The 24,806-nt window shown below is 70.0% G+C and carries 23 protein-coding genes; all 23 read right to left on the bottom strand.

Going from position 1 to position 24,806, the window contains the following annotated elements; all coding sequences use genetic code 11:
* Nucleotides 1-7 precede the first annotated feature (7 nt).
* Nucleotides 8-1,126 (bottom strand): 3-isopropylmalate dehydrogenase, encoded by a 1,119-nt coding sequence (gene leuB, locus QR78_RS21830; RefSeq protein WP_202972662.1) that lies wholly within the window; start codon nt 1,124-1,126, stop codon nt 8-10.
* Complete coding sequence (gene leuD, locus QR78_RS21825; RefSeq protein ID WP_048429677.1) at nt 1,123-1,770, bottom strand: 3-isopropylmalate dehydratase small subunit; 648 nt, start codon at nt 1,768-1,770, stop codon at nt 1,123-1,125. Before leuD ends, leuB begins: the two co-directional genes overlap by 4 nt.
* Nucleotides 1,767-3,179 carry a 3-isopropylmalate dehydratase large subunit gene (leuC, locus tag QR78_RS21820; RefSeq protein WP_048429676.1) on the bottom strand — a complete coding sequence of 471 codons (1,413 nt, stop codon included), beginning with the start codon at nt 3,177-3,179 and terminating at the stop codon, nt 1,767-1,769. The genes leuD and leuC overlap by 4 nt, the downstream gene beginning before the upstream one ends.
* A gap of 51 nt (nt 3,180-3,230) precedes the next feature.
* Complete coding sequence (locus tag QR78_RS21815) at nt 3,231-4,205, bottom strand: LysR substrate-binding domain-containing protein (protein WP_053221031.1); 975 nt, start codon at nt 4,203-4,205, stop codon at nt 3,231-3,233.
* 44 nt (nt 4,206-4,249) lie between these two features.
* A complete protein-coding gene (locus tag QR78_RS21810) occupies nt 4,250-5,224 on the bottom strand; it encodes an NAD(P)H-quinone oxidoreductase (protein WP_048429702.1) in 975 nt (324 codons plus the stop codon).
* A 67-nt stretch (nt 5,225-5,291) separates the two neighbouring features.
* Nucleotides 5,292-6,209: an MBL fold metallo-hydrolase gene (locus tag QR78_RS21805; RefSeq protein ID WP_048429675.1), complete on the bottom strand. Its 918-nt coding sequence runs from the start codon at nt 6,207-6,209 to the stop codon at nt 5,292-5,294.
* Complete coding sequence (locus QR78_RS21800; protein WP_082171503.1) at nt 6,206-7,747, bottom strand: class I adenylate-forming enzyme family protein; 1,542 nt, start codon at nt 7,745-7,747, stop codon at nt 6,206-6,208. The genes QR78_RS21805 and QR78_RS21800 overlap by 4 nt, the downstream gene beginning before the upstream one ends.
* 13 nt (nt 7,748-7,760) lie before the next feature.
* Nucleotides 7,761-8,972, bottom strand: a complete 1,212-nt coding sequence (locus QR78_RS21795; protein WP_048429674.1) for an NADH:flavin oxidoreductase/NADH oxidase — start codon at nt 8,970-8,972, stop codon at nt 7,761-7,763.
* Nucleotides 8,969-10,345 carry an MmgE/PrpD family protein gene (locus QR78_RS21790; RefSeq protein WP_048429673.1) on the bottom strand — a complete coding sequence of 459 codons (1,377 nt, stop codon included), beginning with the start codon at nt 10,343-10,345 and terminating at the stop codon, nt 8,969-8,971. The genes QR78_RS21795 and QR78_RS21790 overlap by 4 nt, the downstream gene beginning before the upstream one ends.
* Nucleotides 10,346-10,373: 28 nt before the next feature.
* Complete coding sequence (locus QR78_RS21785; protein ID WP_048429672.1) at nt 10,374-11,129, bottom strand: aspartate/glutamate racemase family protein; 756 nt, start codon at nt 11,127-11,129, stop codon at nt 10,374-10,376.
* A 15-nt stretch (nt 11,130-11,144) separates the two neighbouring features.
* On the bottom strand, nt 11,145-12,353 hold the full coding sequence (locus tag QR78_RS21780) for an NADH:flavin oxidoreductase/NADH oxidase (RefSeq protein WP_048429671.1): 1,209 nt from the start codon (nt 12,351-12,353) through the stop codon (nt 11,145-11,147).
* 84 nt (nt 12,354-12,437) lie between these two features.
* A complete protein-coding gene (locus tag QR78_RS21775; RefSeq protein WP_048429670.1) occupies nt 12,438-13,490 on the bottom strand; it encodes a LacI family DNA-binding transcriptional regulator in 1,053 nt (350 codons plus the stop codon).
* Nucleotides 13,490-14,374, bottom strand: a complete 885-nt coding sequence (locus QR78_RS21770) for an MBL fold metallo-hydrolase (RefSeq protein ID WP_048429669.1) — start codon at nt 14,372-14,374, stop codon at nt 13,490-13,492. Before QR78_RS21770 ends, QR78_RS21775 begins: the two co-directional genes overlap by 1 nt.
* A 42-nt stretch (nt 14,375-14,416) precedes the next feature.
* Nucleotides 14,417-15,772 carry an MmgE/PrpD family protein gene (locus QR78_RS21765; RefSeq protein ID WP_048429668.1) on the bottom strand — a complete coding sequence of 452 codons (1,356 nt, stop codon included), beginning with the start codon at nt 15,770-15,772 and terminating at the stop codon, nt 14,417-14,419.
* A 7-nt stretch (nt 15,773-15,779) separates the two neighbouring features.
* Nucleotides 15,780-16,958: an acyl-CoA dehydrogenase family protein gene (locus QR78_RS21760; RefSeq protein WP_048429667.1), complete on the bottom strand. Its 1,179-nt coding sequence runs from the start codon at nt 16,956-16,958 to the stop codon at nt 15,780-15,782.
* A gap of 9 nt (nt 16,959-16,967) precedes the next feature.
* Entirely contained in the window at nt 16,968-17,921 is a 954-nt protein-coding gene (locus QR78_RS21755) for a hydroxymethylglutaryl-CoA lyase (RefSeq protein ID WP_048429666.1), read from the bottom strand.
* A gap of 3 nt (nt 17,922-17,924) precedes the next feature.
* The gene (locus tag QR78_RS21750) at nt 17,925-18,719 is read right to left on the bottom strand and encodes an enoyl-CoA hydratase/isomerase family protein (protein ID WP_048429665.1); all 795 of its coding nucleotides are present in this window, start codon (nt 18,717-18,719) and stop codon (nt 17,925-17,927) included.
* A complete protein-coding gene (locus QR78_RS21745; RefSeq protein WP_048429664.1) occupies nt 18,716-19,867 on the bottom strand; it encodes a CaiB/BaiF CoA transferase family protein in 1,152 nt (383 codons plus the stop codon). Before QR78_RS21745 ends, QR78_RS21750 begins: the two co-directional genes overlap by 4 nt.
* 41 nt (nt 19,868-19,908) lie before the next feature.
* Complete coding sequence (locus QR78_RS21740; protein WP_048429663.1) at nt 19,909-20,601, bottom strand: ABC transporter ATP-binding protein; 693 nt, start codon at nt 20,599-20,601, stop codon at nt 19,909-19,911.
* On the bottom strand, nt 20,585-21,352 hold the full coding sequence (locus QR78_RS21735) for an ABC transporter ATP-binding protein (protein ID WP_244276217.1): 768 nt from the start codon (nt 21,350-21,352) through the stop codon (nt 20,585-20,587). The genes QR78_RS21740 and QR78_RS21735 overlap by 17 nt, the downstream gene beginning before the upstream one ends.
* Complete coding sequence (locus tag QR78_RS21730) at nt 21,349-22,401, bottom strand: branched-chain amino acid ABC transporter permease (protein ID WP_082171504.1); 1,053 nt, start codon at nt 22,399-22,401, stop codon at nt 21,349-21,351. The genes QR78_RS21735 and QR78_RS21730 overlap by 4 nt, the downstream gene beginning before the upstream one ends.
* Nucleotides 22,398-23,264, bottom strand: coding sequence for a branched-chain amino acid ABC transporter permease (locus tag QR78_RS21725; protein ID WP_048429662.1), 867 nt, complete (start codon nt 23,262-23,264; stop codon nt 22,398-22,400). Before QR78_RS21725 ends, QR78_RS21730 begins: the two co-directional genes overlap by 4 nt.
* A gap of 29 nt (nt 23,265-23,293) precedes the next feature.
* Nucleotides 23,294-24,469, bottom strand: coding sequence for an ABC transporter substrate-binding protein (locus tag QR78_RS21720; RefSeq protein ID WP_244276219.1), 1,176 nt, complete (start codon nt 24,467-24,469; stop codon nt 23,294-23,296).
* Nucleotides 24,470-24,806 lie beyond the last annotated feature (337 nt).

The raw sequence follows: 24,806 nt of genomic DNA, 5'->3' as shown, positions 1-24,806 counted from the left end.
CGGCACGTCAGCCCGCGAGGCGGTCGAGCGAGGCCAGTACGGCGTCCCCCATGGCGGCGGTGGAGACCGGGGCGCACCCCGGCTCGGCGATGTCGGCGGTGCGGGCGCCGTGCGCCAGGGCGTCGCCGACCGCCCGCTCCAGGAGGATCGCGTCGTCGGGCCGCCCGAGGGTCAGGCGCAGCATCATCGCGACGCTCAGGATCGACCCGAGCGGGTTGGCGATTCCTCGCCCGGCTATGTCGGGGGCCGAGCCGTGCACCGGCTCGTAGAGCGCAGTGCGCCGTCCCTGTTCATCGGCCGGCCCGAGCGAGGCGGAGGGCAGCATTCCGAGCGAGCCCGCCGCCATCGCGGCGCAGTCCGACAGGATATCGCCGAAGATGTTGTCCGTCACCATGACGTCGAACTGCCCCGGCGCCCGTACGATCTGCATCGCAGCGTTGTCGACATACATGTGGGATAGCTCGACGTCCGGGAATTCCTCGGCATGGAGCGCGATCACCTCCTCGCGCCACAGCACGCTCGCCTCCATCACGTTGGCCTTGTCGACCGAGCAGAGCCGGCCGCGCCGGCTGCGGGCGAGTTCGAAGGCAAAGCGGGCTACCCGCCGGACCTCCTCGGTGGTGTAGCTGTTGGTATTGAAACCGCGCCGGCTGCCGTCGGGCCGGGTCTCGATCCCTCGCGGCTCGCCGAAATAGATACCGCTCGACAACTCGCGCACGATGACGAAATCGACGCCGGTCAGAACACGCTCTTTCAACGGCGCCGAATCGTAGAGCGCAGGATCGGTCACGATCGGGCGCAGGTTGGCGTAGAGGTCGAGGGAGCGGCGCAGCTTCAAGAGGCTGCCCTCGCGCCGCGCCTCCGGCGGCACCTCGGCGGTCTCCGGGCCGCCGGTGGCACCGAACAGGATCGCATCGGCGCCTTCGATCGCCGCCCGGGTCTCGGGCGGGATCACCTTGCCGGTGCGGCGGTAGGCGTCGAGCCCGAACTCGGCCTCCGCTACCTCGACCGGCAGGCGGCGGCGCTCGGAGAACCACGCCAGCACGCGGCTCGCTTGGGCCGTGACTTCCGGCCCGATGCCCTCGCCGCCGATCACCGCGACGCGCATCATGTTGGTCCCGCTCATGCTCGATCTCCCGCCGCATCGCCCGCCGCCGCGTACACCCAGGGCCGCACCCGCCGGTCCCGCTCCTGGAAGCGGGCGATCGCGTCGGCCTGCCGGAGCGTGGTGCCGATCTCGTCGAGCCCCTGCAGCAACGACTCGCGCCGACGAGCCTCGACTGCGAAGGGGAAGCGGCGGCCGGAGGGCGAGACGACGCAGCGTTCCTCGAGATCGACCGTGACCTTGCCGGAGCCGTGGCTCTCCTCGACCTCGCGGGCGAGGCTGGCCACGATCTCCTCGTCGAGGACGACCGGCAGGATGCCGTTCTGGAAGCAGTTGTTGAAGAAGATGTCGCTGAAGCTCGGCGCGATGACACAGGCGACGCCGCGCTCCTGGAGCGACCACACCGCACCCTCGCGCGATGAGCCGCAGCCGAAGTTGCGCCCGCCCAGGATGATCCGTGCCTCGCGGTAGGGCGGCCGGTTGAGGATGAAGTCGGGATCCTCCGAGCCGTCGGCGCGGTAGCGCAGCGCGCCGAAGCACCAGGGCGCGAGCGTGCCGCGGATACCGTTGCCGACCAGCCGCTCGATGCGGATGATCACGTCGGTGTCGATGTTCTCGATGAGGATCGGCGCGGCGATGGCCTCGAGGCGAGTGAAGCGGTTCATCCGGCCCTCCTGACGTCGGCGATGGCACCGGCGAGCGCGGCGGCGGCCGCCATCGCGGGGCTCGCCAGATGGGTGCGCGCGCGCGGCCCCTGGCGGCCGACGAAGTTGCGGTTCGACGTCGAAACCGAACGCTGCCCGGCCGGCACGACCTCGCCGTTGGCGGCCAGGCACATCGAGCAGCCCGGCTCGCGCCACTCGAACCCGGCCTCGACGAACACCCGGTCGAGCCCCTCGGCCTCCGCCTCGCGCTTGACGATCTCGGAGCCCGGCACGACCCAGGCGCGCACCCCCTCGGCCACCCGACGCCCGCGGGCGACGTCCGCCGCCTCGCGCAGGTCCGACAGGCGGCCGTTGGTGCACGACCCGATGAACACCCAGTCGACGGGGGTGCCGGCGATCGGGCCGCCCGGGGACAGGCCCATATAGTCGAGGGCCGCCGCCATCGCGCGGGCCCGGCTCGGGTCAGGCTCGGACGCGGGATCGGGGATCAGGCCGTCGACCGGGACGACGTGCTCGGGGCTGGTGCCCCAAGTGACCTGCGGGGCGACTCGTCCGACGTCGATCGTCACCTCTCGGTCGAAGGCGGCGTCGGGGTCGCTGGCGAATTCCCGCCAGACCGTGACCGCTTCGTCCCACGCCTCGCTCCGGGGCGCGTAGGGCTTGCCCTGCAGGTAGGCGAACGTGGTGTCGTCGGGGGCCACCATGCCGATCTTGGCGCCGAGCTCGATCGACAGGTTGCAGATGGTGAGCCGGCCCTCGACCGGCATCGCCCGGATCGCCGAGCCGGCATATTCCACCGCGTAGCCGGTGCCGCCCGCCGCGCCGATCACCCCGATCAGGTGCAGGATCAGATCCTTGGGCAGCACGCCGGGCGGCATCGCGCCCTCGAAGCGCACCCGCATGGTCTTGGGCCGGCGCTGCACCAGGGTCTGCGTCGCCAGCACGTGCGACAGCTCCGACGAGCCGATCCCGAAGGCGAGCGCACCGAGACCGCCATGGGTGCAGGTGTGGCTGTCGCCGCAGACGATGAGCGTGCCCGGCAGGCTTAAGGCCAGTTCCGGCCCGATGACGTGGACGATGCCCTGGCCGCGCTCGCCGACGTCGAACAGGCGGATGCCGGCCTCTCGAGTCTCGGCCCGCAGGGCGCGGAGCAGGCTCCAGCCGGTCTCGGTGGTGCCGGCCCGGCCGGCAGCGCTCGAGATCGCGTGGTCGGGCGTCGCGAAGGTCAGGCCCGGGCTGTGCACGGTGAGGCCGCGCTGCTTGAGGTCGAGCAGGCCGCGCGAGCCGCCGAGATCGTGCAGCAGGTGCCGGTCGACGTGCAGGAGCACGGCGCCGTCGCCGAGGTCGCTGACGACGTGCTCGTCCCAGATCTTCGCGAACAGCGTTCTGGCCGCCGTGACGCTTCCCATGACGTGTCCTCCCCCGCGCGGCTGTTTCCGCCGCATCGGATACGCGCCATCTCAGTCGGAGGGCTGCTGCGGGGAGGAGCGTAGGGACGGACCCGCATCGCACGAAGCGCCGGTTGGGCATGCCGCCGTCGCGTTTGGAGATGGCTGTGTCAGGTAGGCGATCAGCCGGCGCGCCGGTCGCGACAGGCTGGCGTGGTCGCGCAGGCCGATATGGAGCGGGCGCAGGCGCCAGGGATCCTCGAGTGCGAGCGCGGTCAGGCCGGTCTCGCGCATCTGCCCCTCGAGGACCTGGCGCGGGACGACGCCGATGCCGAGCCCGTTCTCGATGATGCGCAACTGGCCCTCGAAGCTGCCGACCCGGACCCGCACGCGAACCTCGCTGCCGAGGTCTTCGGCAGCGCGCCGGCACAGGGTCTCGATCGAGGAGCCGCGCTCCAGGCAGACGAAGTCGTGGTCGAGGAGATCCGCGAAGGCGATCGAGGCCCGCCCCGAGAGTACGTGGCCGGGCGGCAGCACGACGACGAGCTCGTCGCGCCGGTAGGGCACGATCTGCAGCCCCGGCGCCGGGATGTTGCCCCCGAAGATCCCGAGATCGGCTTGGTTGCTGGCGACCCGCTGCACGATGTCGGGGCTGGTGCCTTCCTCTAGGTTGATGCGGATCAGCGGGTGCAGAGCGAGGAAGCCGGCAAGCTCCATCGGCAGCGTTTCCATGATCGCCGACTTGTTCGCCGAGACCCGGATCAGCCCGCGAAGACCGCTGGCGAAGTCGTGCAACTCGGCATCCATCACCGCGACGCTGCCCTGGATGGTGCGGGCGTGATGGAGGAGGGCCGTACCGGCCTCGGTCAGGTCGATGCCCTTGGAGTGGCGCACCAGGAGTTCGGCGCCGAGCATCGCCTCGAGTTCCGAGATGCGCCGGCTGATGGCGGAGGCCGCAATATGCGCGCGCTCGGCCGCCGCCGCGATGCTCTGCTCCTCGACGACAGCGATGAAGAGTTCGAGAGTGAAGAGGTCGTAGCGGTGCATGGGCCGTCTGTTGGCGATCCCCGCCGCCACTATACGGGAATGTCTTAGATCCTGAGCACGATCTTCCCGAAATTATCCGCATTCTCCAGCATGCGGTGAGCCTCCGCGGCCTGGCCGAAGGGGAGGACGGCGTGGATGGCCGGGGTGATGCGGCCGTCGGTCAGCTCCGGCAGCCAGCGCCGGCGGAAGCGCTCGACGACGGCTGCCTTCTCGGCGATCGAGTGCGGCCGGAGCGTGAAGCCGCGAAGCTGCAGCATCTTGAGGAGCACCCCTGCGACGTCGACCTGGCAGGAACCAGAGCTCAGCAATCCGACGAAGGCGAGCCGGCCGCGCCAGCGCAGGAGCGAGACGTGCCGGGCGAGATAGGCGGGCCCGATGAAGTCTTCCACCACATCGACGCCGTCGGGGTAGATCTCGCGCAGCGCGTCGGCGAAATCCACCTCGCGGTAGTTGACGACGTGCGGGATCCCCCATTCGCGCAGGCGACACACCTTGTCCGCCCGTCCCACGGTCGCCACGATCTCCGCGCCGATGCTCCTCGCCATGAGGATCGCGGTGCTGCCGACGGCGCTGCCGCCGGCATGGATCAGCACCCGTTCCCCCGGGGCGAGGCGGGACAGCTCGAACAGGGTTTCGTGCGCCGTACAGAAGGTCTCGATGACGGAGGCCGCCTGCACATCGTCCCAATCGGCCGGTACGGCGACGAGGTGACGGTGATCGGCCACGGCGTATTCCGCGTATCCGCCGCCGGGCAGGAGCGCGGCGACCCGCGTCCCTGGGACGATCCCGTCGACCCCGGCCCCCACCTCCACGACCGTGCCGCCGCACTCGACGCCGAGCACGGGGTTCGTTCCGGGCGGGAGGGGGTAATGCCCGGCGCGCTGCATCGCGTCGAGGCGATTGACGCCAACGGCCCCGATCCGGATCAGCACCTCGTGGGGCGCGGGGCTGGGTCGTTCGGCCCGCTCGAAGCGCAAGGTCTCTGGACCGCCGGGCGCGGGGGCGTGGCAGATGCTCATGGTCGGCACGGCTTGGTCCTCGGCGCTGTCGTCGCCCTCGGTGGAATCCGGTTCCCGGGCTGCCCCGTCAGCAGCCGACGGGCCCACTCCGACCGGGATACGGTGCGTGGAACCACTGTTCCTGGACGAACCGGAATGCGCCGACATGGCCCGGCCGGATGCGGGCGAAGCCGGGAAAATGGATGTGCATGCCCGCCACCAGGAGATCCTCATCGACGCAGCGCCGGAGGATACGCCGCCGCGAGACCGCGCCCGCCGCGCTGTCGGTGTCGAAGATCATGCCGACGCCCGGATCGCCAAGCTGGACCTCCGGGACGTGCACGGTGTCGCCCCAGACGATCATCGCCTCGCCGCCCGATCTGAGAATGTAGCAGGTGTGCCCCGGCGTGTGCCCGGTCGAGGGCACCGCCGTGATGCCGGGCAGCGCCTCGTGCTCGTGCGAGAACCGGCGGACCGCGCCGTCGAGGTAGGGACCGAGCTGGATCCGCCCCGCATCGAAGTAGACCCGCTTCTGGCGCTCGGTCGCACCCGCCTTCGCCGCATCGTCGAACCAATGGGCGATCTCCGCCTCGTGGACGTGCACCAGCGCGTTCGGGAACAGCTTGCGCCCGGTCGCGGGATCCGTGAGGCCGTTCGAGTGATCGGGATGGACGTGGGTTAGCAGCACGTCGGTGATCGCGCCGGGGGCGATCCCGAGCACGCGAAGGAGGCCGGGCAGGTGGCCGCAGGTCGGCCCCATGATATCGCCCGACCCGCAATCGACGAGGATGGTGCGGAGGCCGTCGCGGATCAGGAAGGCGTTGATCGAGACGACCGGGGGCACCGTCCTCCCGTCTTCCTGCAGGAAGCGCGCGAGCTTGGCGTGATCGCCGTCGCGCATGATTTCCAGCGTGTCGTAGGCGACGTAGCCGTCGCACAGGGCGGTCACGAGAACGTCGCCCACCGGGCGATGGTAGATCGCCGGCACCTGGGAGAAGGGGGTCATGTCGCGTCTCCTCCCGGCTTCGCAACGGGGGTAGGTTTGACCGTCTCGACGAGGTCGTGGGTCTCCATCAGGCGCCGGCGGAGCTGCGTCCGCGCGATCTTGCCGATCGCGTTGCGCGGCAGTTCCTCGACGGTGGCGAACAGGCGCGGCCGCTTGTAGGGCGTCATCGCGTCGAGCGCCGGGCTGAGGCGCGCGCGCCAATCCTCGGGCGGCCGTTGTGCGACGAGCGTGACGATCTCGCCCCAATAATCGGACGGAGTGCCGAGGACGACGAGCTCCGTCTCTGGGAGGAACGGGGCGAGGGCGCGCTCGACCTCGTCGGGCGAGACCTTGTAGCCGCCGCTCTTCATCATGTCGGACTGGCGCGCGACCAGGAAGAGACGCCCGCGCGCGTCCACGAACCCGATGTCGCCGGTGTCGTGGAACTCGCCGTCGGCCCGCGACCTCAGGCCCTCGCGCGTGATATAGCCGGTCGAGAGGTGCGGGCTCATCAGGTGGATCGCCCCGGTCTCGCCGCGTGGCAGGCAAAGGCCCGCCTCGTCGCGGATCTCGACCTGGACGCCCGTCGCCGGCCAGCCGACGCACAATCCCTCCGCGGGCGGCTCGGCGTAGGCCGCGGCGGTCTCGGGTGGATCGAGGACCGTGATCGGGTTGAAGATTTCGCTCTTGCCGTACGTCACGCGGACGATCTCGCCGAAGCGCTCGACGGCGCCACGGTAGACGAGAGGCGTCAGGGGTGCCGTGCCGGTCAGGATCGTGCGCAGCTTCGGGACGAGGTCGCGGTGCTCCGGGCGGGCCCAGGCCTTGAGGAGCTTGGCGAGCACCGTCGGCGGGGCGAAGGCCTCGGTGATCTCGCCGGAGGCCAGGAGCGGCACCACCAGAGCCGGTTCGACGCCGCGCATGAGATGCACGCTCGCCCCCTGCGCGAGGTAGGCGAAGGTGAGCAGCGAGCTGCCATGCGAGAACGGCGTCATGAGCAGGGCGCGGCTTCCCCCGTCCGGCGCGAAGGGCAGGGAGGCGCGCAGCATCAGGGTGCCGGTCCACCGGCCGCGATGCGTATGGATCGCACCCTTGGCCGGGCCCGTCGTGCCGCTGGTGAAGACGATCCGGCTCGGAGCGTCCGGATCGACGTCCGGCCAGCCCTCCGGCGCGAAGGGGTACGCCTCGATGCTCCGGACATCCTCGCAGGGCACGCCGGGATCGGCCGGGAACGGATCGGCACCGTCCATCAGGACCAGTCCGGCGCCCGTGCAGGCGAGGGCGTGCGCGATCTCGTGCGGGCTCAGCAGCGGGTTGACGGGCACCTCCGCCGCCCCCGCGAGCGAGACGGCGTAGCTCGCCGATGCGGCGAGCGCCGAGTTGTGGAAAATCGTCGCCACGAAGGCGCCCGGGCCGAGGCCACGGGCCGCGAGGCGGCGCGCGATGCCCGCCGCGACGTCGAGCACCGCCGCGATCCGGTGCGGCCCCGCCGCATCGACGATCCCGACCCGGTCGCCGTAGCGCTGATGGATCGTCGCGAGCTCGGTCCCCCAGTTCATCCCGTGCCCTCCCTCATTCCGCGGCGTCGGCGAAGCGTTCCGGCCCGAGCGGATCCTCGCCGTTCGCGTCGAGCGCGCGGGCCCATTTGTCGAGCCACCAGCCGTAGGGCTCGGGCCAGGACGCGAAGTCCCGCTCCACGCCCATCTCCCAAGCGGCGTGATGGGCCCAGAACGGGTCGAAGAGCATCTGGCGGCCGATGCAGACGAGATCCGACCGCTCCTCCCGGAGGATCCGCTCGGCATGGGCCGGGGTGCGGATCATGCCGACGGCGGCCGTGGGAATTCCTGCCTCCCGCCGCAGCCTGTCGGACAGCGAGACCTGATAGCCGGGCCCCCGGGCGAGGTTCGAGTTCGTCGCGCCGGCCCGCATGTTGCCGCCCGACGAGCAGTCGATGAGGTCGACGCCCGCCTCCTTCAGCTCCCGCGCGAGAACGACGCTGTCGGCTTCCGTCCAGCCGCCCTCCATCCAGTCCGTCACCGAGAGGCGCGCGAAGAGGGGCATGGAGTCGGGCAGCGTGGCGCGCAGGCGCCGCACGACGGTGAGCGGCAGCCGCATCCGGTTCTCGAGCGAGCCGCCCCAGCGGTCGGTCCGATGGTTCGCGATCGGCGAGAGGAAGCTCTGCAGGAGATAGCCGTGGGCGAGATGCAGCTCGAGGAGGTCGAAGCCGGCAAGGACCGCGCGGCGCGCGCCGGCGACGTAGGCCTCGATCACACCCTCGATCTGCGCCTCGCTCATCGCGACCGGAACTTGCCAGCCATCCGAGAGCGGCACCGCCGAGGCGCCCATGGGATGGAGCGGCTCGCTTCCGGCGGCGAGGTCGCGCTCGCCAATCGGGCCGTTGCCCTCGTGCGCGCGCTGCTGGCCGCCCTTGCGGCCCCCGTGGCTGATCTGGATCGCCGTCCTGGCGCCGTAGCGCTTCATCTCGCCGACGAGCGCCGCCATCGGGGCGATCTGGCTGTCGGCCCAGAGGCCCGGATCGCCGTTGCTGACCCGCCCGGCCCGCGTGACGAAGGTCTGCTCCATGATCACGAGGCCGGCGCCACCCATCGCCATGCGCTGGTAATGAGCCAACTGGAACGGCGTCAGCCGGCCGTCCTCGGCCGCATAGGTGCCCATCGGCGAGACGACGATCCGGTTCTTGAGCGTCACGCCGCGGATCGTGAACGGCTGGAACAGGAGCGGCCGGCCCTCGTGCCCGCCATCGGTGGTCGGGGGCGCCGTCATCGCGCGAGCGCCAGAATGTCGTCGAGCACGGTGCGGAGCGGGAGGCTGCGGGCGCCGTCGAGCCCGTCGAACAACCGCTCCCCGAGGGCTCGGGCGGCGCCCGGGGCCGCGCCGAGACGCGTCAGGCGCTGGTCGAAGACCGCGAGCGTGCGGTCGCGCGTCAGGAAGATCAGATCCCGCGGCATCTGCGAGGAATGGGCCTCGCGGCGGGAACCGTCCTTCATTCTGAGAGTGATGCGGGAATCGAGCGCCCCGCCCTCCGCGTCCGGCACGACGGTCGTCCGGCGGACGAGGTCGAGGATCACCGGATCATCGCGCAGGCTGGTCCCCATCTCGTAGGTGATGTCCCCGCACGAGAGCATCGCCGAGACGGCGAAGGCGGTGCTGGCCTGGGTCTGGACCAGCCGCTCGTACGGGCCCTTGAAGTTCGTGCCGGGATAGACCGTGTAGGGCTCCCAGAGCGTGACCTCGATCGCCTCGACCGCGGCGGGGTCGAGGCCCTCCCCGTGAAGCTTCTGCGCCGCCATCGCGGCCGGCATGTTGTCGCCGAGCGTCGCATAGGGCTTGCACATGATGCCGCGCATCGCCGCCGGATCGGGCGGTGTCGACCAGACGTCCGGCGCTTGCTCCATGCCGGCGACGGTCGCGAGGAAGCCCTTCGGGCCGTCGAGAGCTTCCGGGGCGCCGGCGACGCCGGAAGCGGCGAGGCAGGCCGCGATCAGCCCGCCCTGAGCCGCCCGGCCGTTCTGGACGCGCCACTCGTCGGCGCCGGCCCGCACCGGCTCGAGGGTGCCCCCGGTGGTGGAGGCCGCGATGGAGACCGCGGAGGCGGCGCGCTCCGGGTCGAGGTTGAGCACAACGGCGGCGCCCGCCGCCGCGGCGATCGTGCCTAAGGTCGGGCTCGTCCGGAAGCCGCGCGCGATCAACCGGCGTGCCACGACCTCGTCGCGGCCGAGCCAGTTGATCGTGCTGTAGCCGGCGACGAGGGCGCGGAGCGCGACCTCGAGGCTCGCCCCGTCCCGTTCGGCCAGGGCGACGACCGCCGGAGGGACGAGGGAACCCGGATGCGTCCAGGACTCATGGTCGGTGTCGTCCTGGAAGTGCGCGTGCGCCGCGACTCCGTTGGCGAAGGCGGCCTCGGAAGGGGCGAGGCCGACCCCCGATGCCCAGGCTCGCGCCGCGCCGTCGCTGTGGGGGGCGAGCGGTCGCGACAGGGCGATCGCCGCGCGGGCCGTCGGCTCGTCGCGCGCCGAGAGCGAGAGGCCGAGCGTGTCGACGAGGCACATCAGCGCCTTCTCGCGGACATCCGGCTCGAGCGTGCGCGATGCGAAGTGTCCGAGGTAATCCCCGAGGATGCGTCCGGCTGGCGTCATGGCGGTGTCTCTCTCCTCATGCCGGGCATCAGCCGCGGCTGTAGGCCCAGGCGCGGCTGACCTCGAGGCCGAGTCCCCGGCGCAGCCGCACGAGGGACAAGGCGTGGGTCCAGGCGGCGGCGAACACGTCGAGCACCACGGCTCCGTCGATCCGGCGCAGGCCCTGCTTGGCGAAGATCTCGGCCATCACGCCCTCGGCCGGCACGATCACCTCGGCCCCCTCGGCGATCAGCGCGCGCGCGGTTCGCGTGAAAGTCTCGATCAGGGCCGACGGGTCGTCGCGGGCCGCGATCAGCGCGTACTCGTCCATCCCTGGGTCGAGCGCGGTGACGGCCTGGACCCGGGCCTCGAGATGGTGCTTGGCCACCGAGAGCTTCGTCATGTAGGCGACGTTCGGGGCGTTGGAGATCAGGGCGATCCGCGTGCCGAGCGAGCAGCCGACGAGGAGCGACGCCTCCGTCAGGGAGACAACCGGGATGTCGACCGCACTGCGCATCTCGCGCAGGTAGGGCTCGCTGAACGAGCCGATCACGAACGCGTCGTAGCCCTGTCGCTCCGCTTCCATGGCCTGCTCGACGATCGGTCCGAGCACACGGTGGTAGAGGTAGGCGTTGCCGAGCGCGTCGCTCGGGCTCAAGTCGCCGTAGGTTCCCTCGGCCAGGCCCTGCACGTGGATCTCGGCCTCCGTGCCGAGGAACGTCCGGGCATGAGCCTCGATCCCCTGCTTGTAGGCCGCGATGCGGCTCAGCTCGTTCACGGATTGGTGCCAGATGCGCGTGGTCATGGTGCTCTCCCGTGCTCAGGCCGCGGAGCTCTCGCGGGGCGCTTGCGTCGGAGAGGGCGCGAAGACCTCCGGGCCCATCGGCCGCTCGCCGTTGGCGGAGAGCGCGCGGCCCCATTTCTCCAGCCACCAGCCGTATTGCGGCGGCCAGTCGGAAAAGCCGTCGTTGGCGCCGAGCGCCTCGGCCGCGTGGTGGGCCCAGAACGGATCGAACAAGGCCTGGCGGGCGATGCAGATCAGGTCGGCCCGCCCCTCCCGGAGAATCCGCTCGGCGAAGTCCGGGGTGCGGATCATGCCGACGGCTGCGGTCGGGATGCCCGTCTCCGCGCGAATGCGCTCGGCGAAGGGAACCTGATATCCCGGCCCCCGCCCCAGGCTCGAATTGGTCGCGCCGACGCGCAGGTTGCCGCCCGACGAGCAGTCCACGAGGTCGATCCCGGCCTCCGCGAGCGCACGGGCGAGGACGAGGCTGTCATCCATCGTCCAGCCGCCCTCGATCCAGTCGGTGGCCGAGATGCGGGCCAGGAGCGGCATCGAGGATGGCACGACCTCGCGGACGGCGCGCACCACCTCCAGCGGGAACCGCATCCGGTTCTCGAGGGTGCCGCCGTACGCGTCGTCCCGCTGGTTGGCGAGCGGGGACAGGAAGTTCTGCAGCAGGTAGCCGTGGGCCATGTGGATCTCGACAAGATCGAAGCCCGCCAGGACCGCGCGTCGCGCCGCCGCCGCGAAGGCGTCGCGCAGGCCGTCGAGCTGACCGAGGGTGATCGCCTCCGGCATCCGCCAGCCTTCCCCGAGCGGCAGGGCCGAGGGCGCGAGCGGCACCCACTCCTCCTCGCCCATGGCGAGGTCGCGGTCGGTCAGCGGGCCGTTACCGCGGAACGCGCGCTGCATCGACGACTTGCGGCCGCCATGGTTGAGCTGGATGCCGACCTTGGCCCCGTAGCTCTTGATGTGGCTCACCAGCGCCCGCATGTCGCCGATCTGCCCGTCCTCCCACAGGCCCGGATCGCCGTTGGTCACCCGCCCGCGCCGCGTGATCGAGGTCTGCTCGATCATCACCAGGCCCGCGCCGCCCATGGCGAAGTTGGCGTAGTGAGTGTGATGGAAGGGCTGGAGGCGCCCGTTCTCGGCCGAATACGTGCCCATCGGCGAGATGACGACGCGGTTCTTCAGCGTGACGCCGCGCAGGGTGAAGCTGGAGAACAGTTTGACGTCGGAGCCCATGGCAGTTCCCTCCCGGTTGTCGTGTGAGGCCGGACCGGGATCTTGGCGTCCCGTCCGGCCGTGTCGTCGCGCCCGCTCGCGGGCTTACGGGTCTTCGCCCGCTCCCGGCCCGCGGGGCGGGGCGCAGGATGCCTGGGGATCGAAGGTCGTCGGGATGAGGACGCGGCGCGGCTCGTCCCGGCTGCCCCGGACGATGTGGTCGAGGAGCAGCGACGCGGCCGTCGCTCCGACCTCGCTCTGCTCCCACCCGACCACCGCGATCGGCGGCTGGTGCAGGTCCGAGAGGTCGCTCCGGCCCGAGGCGACCACCGAGATGTCGGCGGGAATCGCGAGGCCGTGCGTCCGGATCGCCCGCAGCACACCCGACAGCATGTCGATGCCGCCGGCGATGATCGCCGTCGGCCGTTGCGACAGGCCCAGCAGCGCCGAGGTCGCCCGATAGGCGTGGTCGCGCAGGAAGCTCCCGGACACGATGAGATCCGGCAGGGGTGCGATCCCCCGTTCGGCGTGGGCGCGCTCGAAGCCGCGGACGCGGGAAACCGCGGGATGCAAGCCCATCGGGCCGGTCAGGAGCGCGATCCGGCGATGGCCGAGGCCGAGGAGATGCGACGTCGCGAGGCGGGTTCCGCCCTCATGGTCGACGTAGACGGCATCGCACCAGGACGGCTGGTCGCGGTCGATCATCACGAGGGGCACCGGAAGGTCCCGGAGGATCTCCTCCATCTCGCCCTCGATCGGCGTGTAGGGTCCCATCAGGACGCCGTCGACCTGGCCGCTCGAGAAGCTGCGCAGGAGCTTGATCTCGCGCTCGCGCCGGCCCTCCGAGTTCGAGATGAGGAGTGCGTAGCCGGCCTCGTTGAGGACGTTCTGCGCGGTCGAGACGAAGCCGCCGAGCTGGGCGATGTTGATCTCGCGCAGGATGCAGCCGACGGTGCGGGTGCGGCCCATCCGCATCGACTTCGCTGCCGCGTTGGGAACGTAGCCCAGCTCCGCGATCGCCTCCTCGACCGCCTTGCGGACCGCCGGCTTGACGTCGGCCGCATCGTTCACGACCCGCGACACGGTCCCGGTGGAAACGTTGGCGAGCTTCGCGACCTCGCGGATGGTGGGGGCCCTCGGTGCCTTCTCTCGGGTCATCAGATCTCGAACTGCCACTGCTCGGTTGCGACGCGGTAGCCCGCTCCCTCGCGCACGAGGTAGCCGAGGCCGGGGAAGTGGATGTGCATTCCCGCGACCAACATGTCCTCGTCGTAGATGCGCCGCAGCAGCGCGGTGCGGCTTGCCGCCGCCATGTCGGGATCGTGATCGAAGCTCATCGAGACTTCGGGGCGCGCGACCTGGATCTCGGGAACGTGCGCGAGGTCGCCCCAGACGATCATCCGCCGCTCCTGCGAGTGAAGGACGTAGGTCGAGTGACCCGGGGTGTGGCCGGCGCATTCGACGAGTGTGATGCCAGGCAGGACCTCGTCGCCGTCCTCGGCAAGGCGCAGATGCTCCACCCGGTAGGGCCCGACCTGCTCGCGCGCCCAGCCGAAGTAGCGCTCGCGCTGGCGAGCATCGGCGCGTGCCATCGCCTCGTCCGAGAACCAGTGTGCGATCTCCTTGCGATTGACGACGACCGTTGCGTTTGGAAACAGCCGCCGGCCGCTCGCGGCATCCGTGAGGCCGCAGGAATGGTCGGGGTGGCAATGGGTGAGGAGCACGTGCTCGATCTCGGACGGCGCGACGCCGGCCGCCGCCAGGTTCGCGAAGAGCTTGCCCGCCGTCGGCCCGAACTTGTCCTGCGAGCCGCAATCGACCAGCACCGTGCCGGCCGGACCCCGCAGCAGGAAGCAGTTCACGGAGATCCGCGGCGGCGAGATCCGGTGATCGCGCGCCATCATCCGGTCCACGTCGTCCGGGGAGAACTCCCGGAAGATGGCGTGACCCATCTCGACGTAGCCGTCGGACAACGCCGTGATGAGGACGTCGCCGAAGCGGCGGTGATAGACGCCGGGGATCTGCGTGTCTGGCAGGCTCATCGTGTACCCTGTTTCACGATCGTGGAGCACAGTGGATGGGATCTAGTTCAGTGCGAGGTCCCGAAGGTCGCCGACGGCCTCGATGTCCCAGAGCTTCGCGAACAGGGTCGCGGCGCGTGCGGGCGGCAGCCTCATCTCCGCGCAGTCGCGGAACTTCGCCTCGAGCTCCGCGCGCTCAAGCGGACGCTGCCAACTGCCGCGCGCATGCTCCACCGGCGCATGGCGGTGCACCGTGCCGTCCCTCAACGTCACCCAGACGAGGTCGTGCGGCGCCATCGGCATGTCGGTCCCGGCGCTCTCCTCGCTCGCCGTGACGTCGACCCGTTCGAGCATCGCCTGGATGTCCGGACGGCCGACGAAGGCGTCGGTGAGTTCCGCAAGACCGACCCGCCGCGCCAGGACGGCACTCGCCATCGCGAATTCCATCGAGAACTTCGCCTCGAGCCCGGTTTTGGGACGGGTGTTGCGCAGCATCAGGCGCTGCGTGGCGCCGGTATGGACGTGGATGGTCTCGACGACCTCACCCGCGAGGTCGTGCTCGCCCGCGAGGTCGATCATCGCGTCGATGGCCCGGTGCGTCGCGTAGCAGGTCGGGTAGCGCTTGATGTTGACGCCGAAGCGCTCGACCAGCCACTCCTCGCCGATGCGGAAGGCGGCGGGATCGAGATCCGGCCCACCGGATGGCGAGAAGGCCCGCAGGAACCCCGTCCGGTGCTCGAGGGCATCGAGGCTGCCGGTATAGCCGACGCTCGCGAGCCGGGCGGCCTGGATGCCCGATTGTGCGGTGCGCCCGGCATGCAGCGACTTCGTCATCGAGCCGAAATTCGCCACGAGTCCGGCCGCCAGCGAGGCGGCGATGGCCAGTGCGTGGGCGGTTTCCTCGGGCCCGAGCCGCCGCAGCCGGGCGGCGGCGGCCGCGCAGGCGAGGGTCCCCATCACGGCCGTCGGATGGAAGCCGCGATCGTGCAGGTGGCCGGGCTCGAGTTCCGCCAGATGCGCCCACAGCTCGTAGCCTACCAGATAGGCGTCGATCGCGTCCGCGCCCGAGGCCGAGAGCGCGTGGGCCTCGGCCAGGATCGCCGGCACGAGGACGGTGCTGGGATGCCCCGCCAGCGCCACGTCATCGAAGTCGAGGACGTGGGCGGCGACGCCGTTGACGAAGGCCGCCTCCGCCGCGCCGTAGCGCTGCCCGTCCACGGCGACGGGCGCCTCGTTGCTGCCGGGGACGGGCGAGGCGATCGTGGCGGCCAGTCGCACCGCCGGCTCGCCCGCACCGGCGAGCATCACGCCGACGCAATCGACGAAGCCGATGCGCGCGGCGTGCCGCGCCGTGGCCGGCGCTCCCGCGCCGTCGAAGCGGGCGACGAAATCGGCGGCCTTTCGGGTGATGCTGTCCATGGCGACCTCAGTAGGAACGCGGCATGCCGAGGACGTGCTGGCCGACATAGGCCAGCACGAGGTTCGTCGAGATCGGGGCGGTCTGGTAGATGCGGCACTCGCGCCACTTGCGCTCGATGCCGTATTCCGTGGCGTAGCCGAATCCGCCATGGGTCTGGAGCGCCGTGTCCGCCGCGCTCCAGGTCGCCTCGGATGCGAGGAGCTTGGCCATGTTGGCCTCGGATCCGCAGGGCTGCCCGGCATCGAACAGGGCGGCGGCCTTGCGCGCCATGAGGTCCGCGGCCTCCAGCGCCACGTGCGCCCGGGCGATCGGGAACTGGATGCCCTGGTTGGCACCGATCGGCCGGTTGAACACGACGCGCTCGTTGGCGTAGGCCACGGCCCGCTGGATCATGTAGCGCCCGTCGCCCACGCACTCGGAGGCGACGAGGATCCGCTCGGCGTTCATCCCGTCGAGGATGTAGCGGAAGCCCTTGCCTTCCTCGCCGACCAGCGCGGAGGCCGGGACGCGCAGGTCCTCGATGAACATCTCGGTCGTGTTGTGGTTGATCAGCGCCTTGATCGGGCGGATGTCGATCCCGTTGCCGCGCGCCTCGCGCAGGTCGATCAGGAAGACCGAAATGCCGTCCGTCTTCTTCTGGACTTGGTCGATGGGCGTCGTTCGGGCGAGCAGAAGGAGGAGGTCTGAGTAGCGGGCGCGGGAGGTCCAGACCTTCTGCCCGTTGATGACGTAGCCGTTGCCCTCGCGCACGGCCCGGGTCTTGAGCTGGGTGGTATCCGAACCGGTGGTCGGCTCAGTCACGCCGAAGGCCTGGAGCCGCAACTCGCCCGAGGCGATCTTCGGCAGGTACTCGCGCTTCTGGTCCTCCGATCCGTGCCGCAGGAGGGTACCCATGATGTACATCTGGGCGTGGGCCGGGCTCGCTACGCAGCCGCAGGCGTTGATCTCCTCGAGGATGACGGAGGCGGCCCTGAGCGGCAGGCCGGCGCCGCCGTACTCCTCCGGGATGAGGGCGGCGAGGAACCCGCCCTTGGTCAGCTCGGCCACGAATTCGGACGGATAACCCGACTCTTCCTCGAGCTTCGCCCAGTATTCCATCGGATACTTCTCGCAGATCCGGCGAACCGAATCACGCAGCTCGGGGTAGTCCTTGCCGATATCGAGCATGACGTCTGGCTGGTTCATGTCACAATCTCACGAAGCGAGGGCGGGAGGCGTGGCCATGCGAAGGCCGGTCGAATAGGTTTTGGGCAGGCCGGCGCGGGCGATCGCGCCGCTGTAGCGCTCGTCGCCGAGCCAGCTCTCCACGTCGCGGCGCAGGGCGAGGAGCGCCGGGATATCGAGGCCGGTGGCAAAGCCCATGCTGTCGAGCATGAAGGCGGCATCCTCGGTGTTGATGTTGCCGGTCGCGCCGGGCGCGAAGGGGCAGCCGCCGAGCCCGGCAAGCGAGCTGTCGAAGGCACGCACGCCCGCATCGAGCGCCGCCGCGACATTGGCGAGGCCCAGCCCCCGCGTGTCGTGGAAGTGGCAGACCACCCGCCGCCCCGCCGCGATGCGAAGGATCGTCGGCAGGAGGGTCTTGACCTGGGCCGGGTTGCCGTAGCCGACGGTGTCGGCGACGATCAGCTCGTCGGCGCCGCCCCCGGCCACCGTCGCGGCGACCTCGAACACCCGGTCGGGATCGACGTGCCCCTGGAGCGTGCAGCCGAAGCTCGTGGCGAGCCCGACGCCGAGCACCATGCCGCTCCCGGCCGGCGTCGCCTTCAGAGCGGCGATCTGCTCGAATTCCGCGATCGCCTCGTCGGTCGAGCGGCGCACGTTGGACCGGCTGTGGGCTTCCGAGATCGACAGGACGTAATTGATGTGGGTGAAGCCGGCCGCGAGCGCCCGCTCGGCCCCTTTCAGGTTCGGCACCAGGGCCGAGGCGGTCACGCCGGTGAGGTCCGGCAGGGAGGCGGCCAGGGCATCGGCGTCGGCGAATTGCGGCACCACCTTCGCCGGCACGAAGGAGGTCAGCTCGATCTCGCGCAGACCGGCCTCCTTCAGCCGCAGCGCCCATTCGCGCTTGCGCTCCGTGGGGAGGAAGCGGGCCGCCATCTGGATGCCGTCCCGCAGGCCGACCTCGCGCAGGATCGCGTGCTCCGGCATGACCTACTCTCCCCGGAAGCGCGGCTTGCGCTTCTCGTTGAAGGCGCGCACGCCCTCGTGCCGGTCCTGCGTCGCGACCATGCGGTTGTAGCACTCGATCTCGAAGGCGAGACCGTCGGCGAGCGACATCTGCAACCCGCGGTGGATCGACTGCTTGGCCTGGCGCACGGCGATCGGCGCGTTGCTGGCGATCCGCCGCGCGGTGGCGAGAGTGGCCTCCAGCAGGTCCGCCTGCGGCAGGACGCGGTTGACGAGGCCCCAGTCGCAGGCCTCCCGCGCGGTGAACGGCAGCCCGGTCAGGATGATCTCCTTGGCCCGCCGTTCCCCGAGCGCCCGCGGGAGGTTCTGGGTCCCGCCGGCACCGGGCATGATCCCGAGCGTCACCTCGGTCAGGGCGAAGCGCGCGCTCTCGGCCGCGTAGGTGAAGTCCAGGGCGGCCGCGAGCTCGCAGCCGCCGCCGAAGGCCGCCCCGTTGACCGCGCCGATCAGGGGCAGCGGGCAGGCGACGACCGCGCGCAGCATCCGCTCGAACATCGCGTGCTGGCGCAGCCACTGCGCGTCGGTCATGCCGTTGCGCTCCTTAAGGTCGCCCCCGGCGCAGAAGGCCTTGTCGCCAGTGCCGGTGACGACGATCGCCCGCACGCCGTCCGTATCGAGCTGGAACCGCTCGAAGAGGTCGAGGAGCTCCTCGCCCATGCGGGTGTTCATTGCGTTGGCGGCTTGGGGCCGGTTCAGCCGGACCAGGAGCAGGTCGTCGTCGATCCGCTCCAGCCCGAGGGTCTCGTAGGTGGCGTTCATCCGTGGTCCTGCAGGAGGCTTGCGTTGTGGGCACCGAGGGCGGGCGCCGCCCCGCCCGCGGTGGGGCGGGCGTCGTCGAGCGTGATCGGCAGACCGACCCATTTGTGGCCAGCCCCTTCGGTCAGGATGCCCACAGCCTGCGTCTGCGGGTGGGCCCAGACCTGATCGATGCGGAGCAGCGGGCAGTTCGGCACCTGGGCGGCATCGAGGGTGGCGCCGAGCGCCGAAGCGCTCAAGGCCCGGATGGCGGCCGCGATCCGCGGCACGAGCTCGTCGCGCAGGAGCACCCGCTCGCGGTTCCGCGCGAAGCGGGGATCGCGCCCAACCTCGGCGAGCCCCGGGATCGCCTCGCACAGCCGTGCGAAGAGCTTGTCGTTGCCGGCCGCGATCATCACCCAGCCGTCGCTCGCCTCGAAGGCCTGGTAGGGGACGATCTCGGCGAGGCCCGACCCTTGCGGCTTGCGCACCTCGCCCGACACCGCATGCGCGGCGAGCGGGATCGTCATCCAGGCGAGCCCGGTCTCGAAGAGCGAGGTCGACACTCGGGCGCCGGTGCCGGTCGCTCCGCGCTCGCAGAGGGCAGCGAGGAGGCCGATGACGGTCCACATGCCCGCGCCCATATCCACCAGGGACACGCCGACGCGGACCGGCGCCCGGTCGGCCTCGCCGGTGATCGACATGATCCCCGAGCTCGCCTGGGCGAGCGGGTCGTAGCCGGGCTTGCTCGCCAGCGGGCCCGACTTGCCGAAGGCGCCGATGTCGCACCAGATCAGCTCGGGCTTCTCCCGGCGCAACGCGTCCGCATCGACACCGAATTTCTCGAGGAGGCCGGGCCGGAGGTTCTGGATGACGGCGTCGGAGTCGAGGATCAGACGCTTCAGGGCAGCCTTCTGCGCCGGGTCCGAGAAGTCGAGCGTGACGCTCTCCTTGGAGCGGTTGAGGGCGTGGAAGACGGTGGCGTCGTCGCCCAGGAAGGGGGGGCCCCAGCCGCGGGCGTAGTCGCCGGTCGCCGGGTTCTCGACCTTGATCACCCGCGCGCCGAGCTCGGCCAGGATCAGGCCGGCATAGGGTGCGGCGACCGAATGGCCGAGTTCGAGAACGGTCAGGCCGCCAAGTGGTGCGGTACGCTGCAAATCGTTGCTCCTCATCGGCAAGGTTTGCTTCTTCGTGGGATGGTGGGGAGACGGAATCACAAGTACTCCTCGGCGAGTGCCGCCCCTTTGATCTCCTCGGTCCGGCCGGAGCGCCGGATCTGACCGGAGCGCATCACGTGGCCGACTTGCGCGATCCGCAGCGCGGGACGGGCCATCTGCTCCGTCATCAGCACCGCGATCCCCTCGTCCCGCATCCGCTGGACCGCCGCCGAGATCTGCCGGATCCAGACCGGGGCGAGGCCGAGGAACGGCTCGTCGAGCAGCAGCAGCTTCGGCCCCCCGCTCATCGCGCGGGCGATGGCGACGAGTTGCTGCTGGCCGCCGGACAATTCGCCCGCCGCCTGGGCCTGCCGCTCGGCGAGGAAGGGGAACGAGTCCACGAGCCCGTCCCAACGGCGGGCCTGCTCGCGCGGCGCCAGGCGCACGGCGCCGGACAGAACGTTGTCCTTGACGCTCATACTCGGGAAGACGCGACGTCCCTCCGGCGAGTACCCGATCCCGCAGCGGGCACGGGCGTCGCTCGGCAGCCCGGCAATGTCCCGTCCGTCGAAGGTGACGCGCCCGCGCGCTGTGCGGACGAGGCCGATCACGGCGTTGATCAGGCTCGACTTGCCGGCGCCGTTCGCCCCGATCAGCAGAACGGTTTCCCCGGCGCCGACGTCGAGGTCGATCCCCTCGACGGCGCGGGTGCCGCCGTAGGAGACGTGGAGGTCACGAATGCTGAGCATCGGCATCCTCCTCGTCCGCGCCGCCGAGATAGGCGTCGATCACGTCCTTGCGGCTCAGGACCTCGCCCGGCGGCCCGGCCGCGATCAGGCGGCCGCCGTCCAGCACGATGACTTGCGGACACAGGCGCCGGATCAGGTCCATATCGTGCTCGACGAGCAGGATGCCGCACCCGAACTCCCGCTGGGCGAAGCCGACATAGGCGTCGATGTTAGCCCGTTCGGACTTCTCGAGCCCGGCGGCTGGCTCGTCGAGCAGCAGCATCTTCGGCTGCGTCGCCAGCGCCATGGTCAGGCCGAGCATCTTCTGGAGGCCGTAGGGCAGGACCTCTGCGTGACGCCCCCAGCACTCGATCAGCCCGAACCGGTCGAGCAGGGGAGCCAGGCGCTCGAGCACCGATCGGTCGCGTTTCGCGAACCGCAAGGCCGCGATGAGGTTGTCCTCGACGCTCGATCCGGCGAATGTCGCGGTCTGCTGGAAGCTGCGGACCAGGCCCTGATCCGCATTCGCGTATACGGGGCGGCCGTCGATCCGCGTGTCGCCGAGCAGAACCTGGCCCGAACTCAGCGGCAACCGGCCCGACATGATGTTGATCATCGTGGTCTTGCCCGCACCGTTGGGGCCGATGACCCCGAGCAGGCCGGCAGGCGGCAGGGTGAAGCTGACGTCGTGGAAGACCTTGAGGCCGCCGAACGCCTTCGAGATGCTGTCGGCGCGCAGGGCGCCGGCTGAAGCGGCGAGGCTCGCACTCACGATTTCACCCCCCGGGCTGGAACCGCGGCGATGGGAGCGACGCGGGCGGGCGCCGCAGGCGAGGCCCGCCGTAGGCGCCCTGCCGCCTTCGCGGCGAGCCCGATGACGCCGCCCCGCGCCACGAGCGTGACGACAATGATGAGGAGCCCGAACAGGCCGGGGGACAGCTCGCCCTTGAGGGCGAAGAGGTCGGTCGCCGTCACGAGGAGCGCGGCGCCGGCGAGCGTGCCGAGGATCGCGCCCTTTCCGCCCACGATGGTGTAGGTGATGTAGCTCACCGAGGACATCGGCGCGAAAGAGGTCGGGTGCGCGGTGAGCAGCATGTTCACCAGCGCGAAGCCGGCAAGGCCCGAGACCCCGGCCGCGACGGAGAAGGCCAGCGCCTTGTAGCGCCAGCAGGCCAAGCCGAGGCTCTCGGCGAGCACGTCGTTCTTCTCGATCGCGGTGAACTCGTAGCGGAAATACCGGGTGAACAGCGCGGTGATCGTGAAGCCCGCGAAGGCGAGGCCCGCCGTGGTCAGGAGCACCTGGCTGTTGTCCATGAGCTCGATGCCAAAGAGAGTCACCGCCGGCATCCCCACGAGGCCGTTGGAGCCGCCCGTCAGGGGCGTTGCCTCGAACAGGAGCAGCTGGACGATCTCCGTCAGCACGAAGGTGACGAGGACGAAGTAGACCCCCTTCAGGCGCAGGATCAGCCAGCCGAGCGGAACGGCGCAAAGGGCCGGCATCACGAAGGCGGCGACCCCGAGCAGGATGACGTCGGTCACGCCGAGCTTCAGGCTGAGGACAGCGACCGTATAGCCGCCGATCGCCATGAAAGCCGGCACGGCGAAACTCATCAAATCCATGCGCAGCATGATGTAGACGCCCAGCGCGGCGGTGGCCGCGATGAGGATCAGGTTCGTCTGCGAGAGGATCTGCGGGTTGCGGGTGAGCACCGGCACCGCGAAGGCGAAGCCAACTAGGCCGAGCGTCGCCCATTCGTAGCCGCCGAGGAGGGCGGGACGGCGCGCCTGCGGGAGGCGCCTGATGGATGCCTGGTTGCTCATGCCCGCCGCACCTCCCTGCCGAGAAGGCCCTGCGGGCGGACCACGAGGATGAGGAGGACCAGGACGAAGAGCGCCAGTGCTCCCTTCGAGCCGCCGAGATAGACCGCGGCGTAGGCCTCGACCATGCCGACGATGAAGGCGGCGACCGTCGCACCGGCCACGCTGCCGAGCCCGCCGAGGATAACGGTGAGGAACGAGAAGGCGAGCACCGGATCGCCGACATGAGGAGCCAGCGCGAGGATGGGGGTGACGAGCGCACCCGTCAGGCCTGCAAGGCCCGTCGCGAGGGCGAAGGCGAAGGGGAACAGGGCCCGCGTGCGCATCCCCAGCGCGCTCGCCACCGCCCGGTCCTCCGCCATGGCGCGCATCGCCCGCCCGATGCCGGAGCGGTAGATGAGCCAGTAGACGAAGACGATCGCTGCAAGGCAGACGCCGATGACGACCATGTTCGCGTAGGGCACGTAGGCACCGCCCGCCCGCCACACGCCGGTGATCGGAAACGAGAACTCGGGCGATTCCGGACCGAAGAGGAGCAGGATCGCGGTTGCCATGACGAGGTAGAAGCCCATGGTGACCATCAGGGTCGCCTGATGGTCCTCGATCACGCGCTCGAGGATGATCATCTCGAACAGCCAACCGAGTGCTGCCGTGGCGAGCGTCGCGGCGAGCACGGCGACGGGGAAGGGCAGCCCGAGCACGACGGAGCAGTAATAGGCGACGTAGCCGCCCATTACGTAAAACCCGCCATGGGCGAAATTGACGACACCCAGGATGCCGAAGATCAGGGTGAAACCGAGCGCCAAGAGCGCGTACTGGGATCCGAGGCTGATCCCGATCAGCCCCGTGGCAATGAGATTGTCCATCGTTCCTCCGAAAATCGGTCTTTCGAAGATCAATTTTCCTTGACGGCCGCGGCGTGGATGTAGTCCTGGACCTTGCCGCCGCGGACTTGCCCGATCGCGAACGGGTAGGACATCTCCTGATTAATCCCGAAAAACTGCTGACCGATCCAGTATCCCTTGCCGATGTTCTCATCCTCGACCGGCAGCTTGCGCATGGCGTCGGCAATGGCCTGAGGTTTGTCGATCGACTGTGCGGCCTGAGCGGCCTTGACCATCATCCGCGCCGCGAACACCCAGCGGAAAAAGTCGGCGTTCTCCGGGCGCGGGGCGCCCATCAGATCCTGGTGCTTCTTCTCGAGCGCGCGCAGGCTCTCATCCATCGCGACGGGCTCGTACCAGAGGAAATCCTTCAGCACCTCGATGCCGCCCGCCACGCGGGCGATCTCCTCGAAGCCCGGCCCGCCGAGGCGAAAGATCGGTCCTGCGAAACCGGCTTGGCGCAATTGCTTGATGATGATGCCGGCATCGCCGGCCGGCGAGGACGCCAGATCAATCGCCCCCGGATTGGAGCGGAGCACGCGCGTGACGATCGGAGCGAAGTTGGTCGTACCGCGCTGGTAGTACTCTTCGACGACGCCAACGCCCTTTTTCTTGAAGATATCGGCATTGACGCCCGCGACGTCCGTCCCGCCCTGGTCGTTCGGAGCGACGATACCGACCGAGGAAAAGTCGTAGTGTTTCCGCCCCTCGTCGATGATCGGGCCAGCCCATCCGGACGGACCCGGGCCGATATGAAAGACGTTCGGCCAGCGCGGGCCGATCGAATCCCTGGCGAAGCTGTTGACCATCGCGACCATGCGGTTGCGCAGGGCTACGGGCTTCATCCCGGTCACCTCGGGCGAACCGACGGGTCCCACGATCACCGTGATGCCGTCGGCAGCCAGCGCATTCATCGCGGACGCCGCCCCCTCGGCAGTGTACTTGGAATCGATCGCTTTCACCGAGACGGTGCAGGGTGTGCCGCCGATCACGAGTCGGCGCTCCTGCACCGTCTCCTTGGCGACGAACTCGAGTGCTCCCCGCAAGGCGATGCCCCATTGGGCGGCAGGCCCCGACAGGACGGCCGGTGCGCCGATCTTGAGTTCGCAGGCAGATCCCGCATCACAGAACGTGACGGATGCCAGCAATGCGCCGATTGCGGCGCGCTGAGCGCGAAGCGCCATCATGTCTCCTCCCGTGCGGCCCTCCGCAGAGCGCCGACTCGATCCGCCAGCGGGCCTCTTCGTGCCCCTCGTCCGGATCATGAGGAAACCCTAGAGGGGCATACCAAGCGCTGTCAATAAAACGTTTCAAATTTTTACCTCTGGCTACCTACGCCCTTCAACGCTGCCCATGATTGCCGAGCATCGAAGAGCATCAAATTCAGACACCTCTCTATCGCTATTTATCACGTCCTAGGCACAGCCTCACATCCCAAGCCGCACACAAAATGAAACGTTTCATGTCAGATAGCCTCCCCCAGGGAGCTGCTCCCTTCCAGTCTCACCACGGACGGTGCCCTAG

This window comes from Methylobacterium indicum, assembly GCF_001043895.1.
Lineage (GTDB): Bacteria > Pseudomonadota > Alphaproteobacteria > Rhizobiales > Beijerinckiaceae > Methylobacterium > Methylobacterium indicum.
This window is presented reverse-complemented; position numbering and strand designations above follow the sequence as displayed.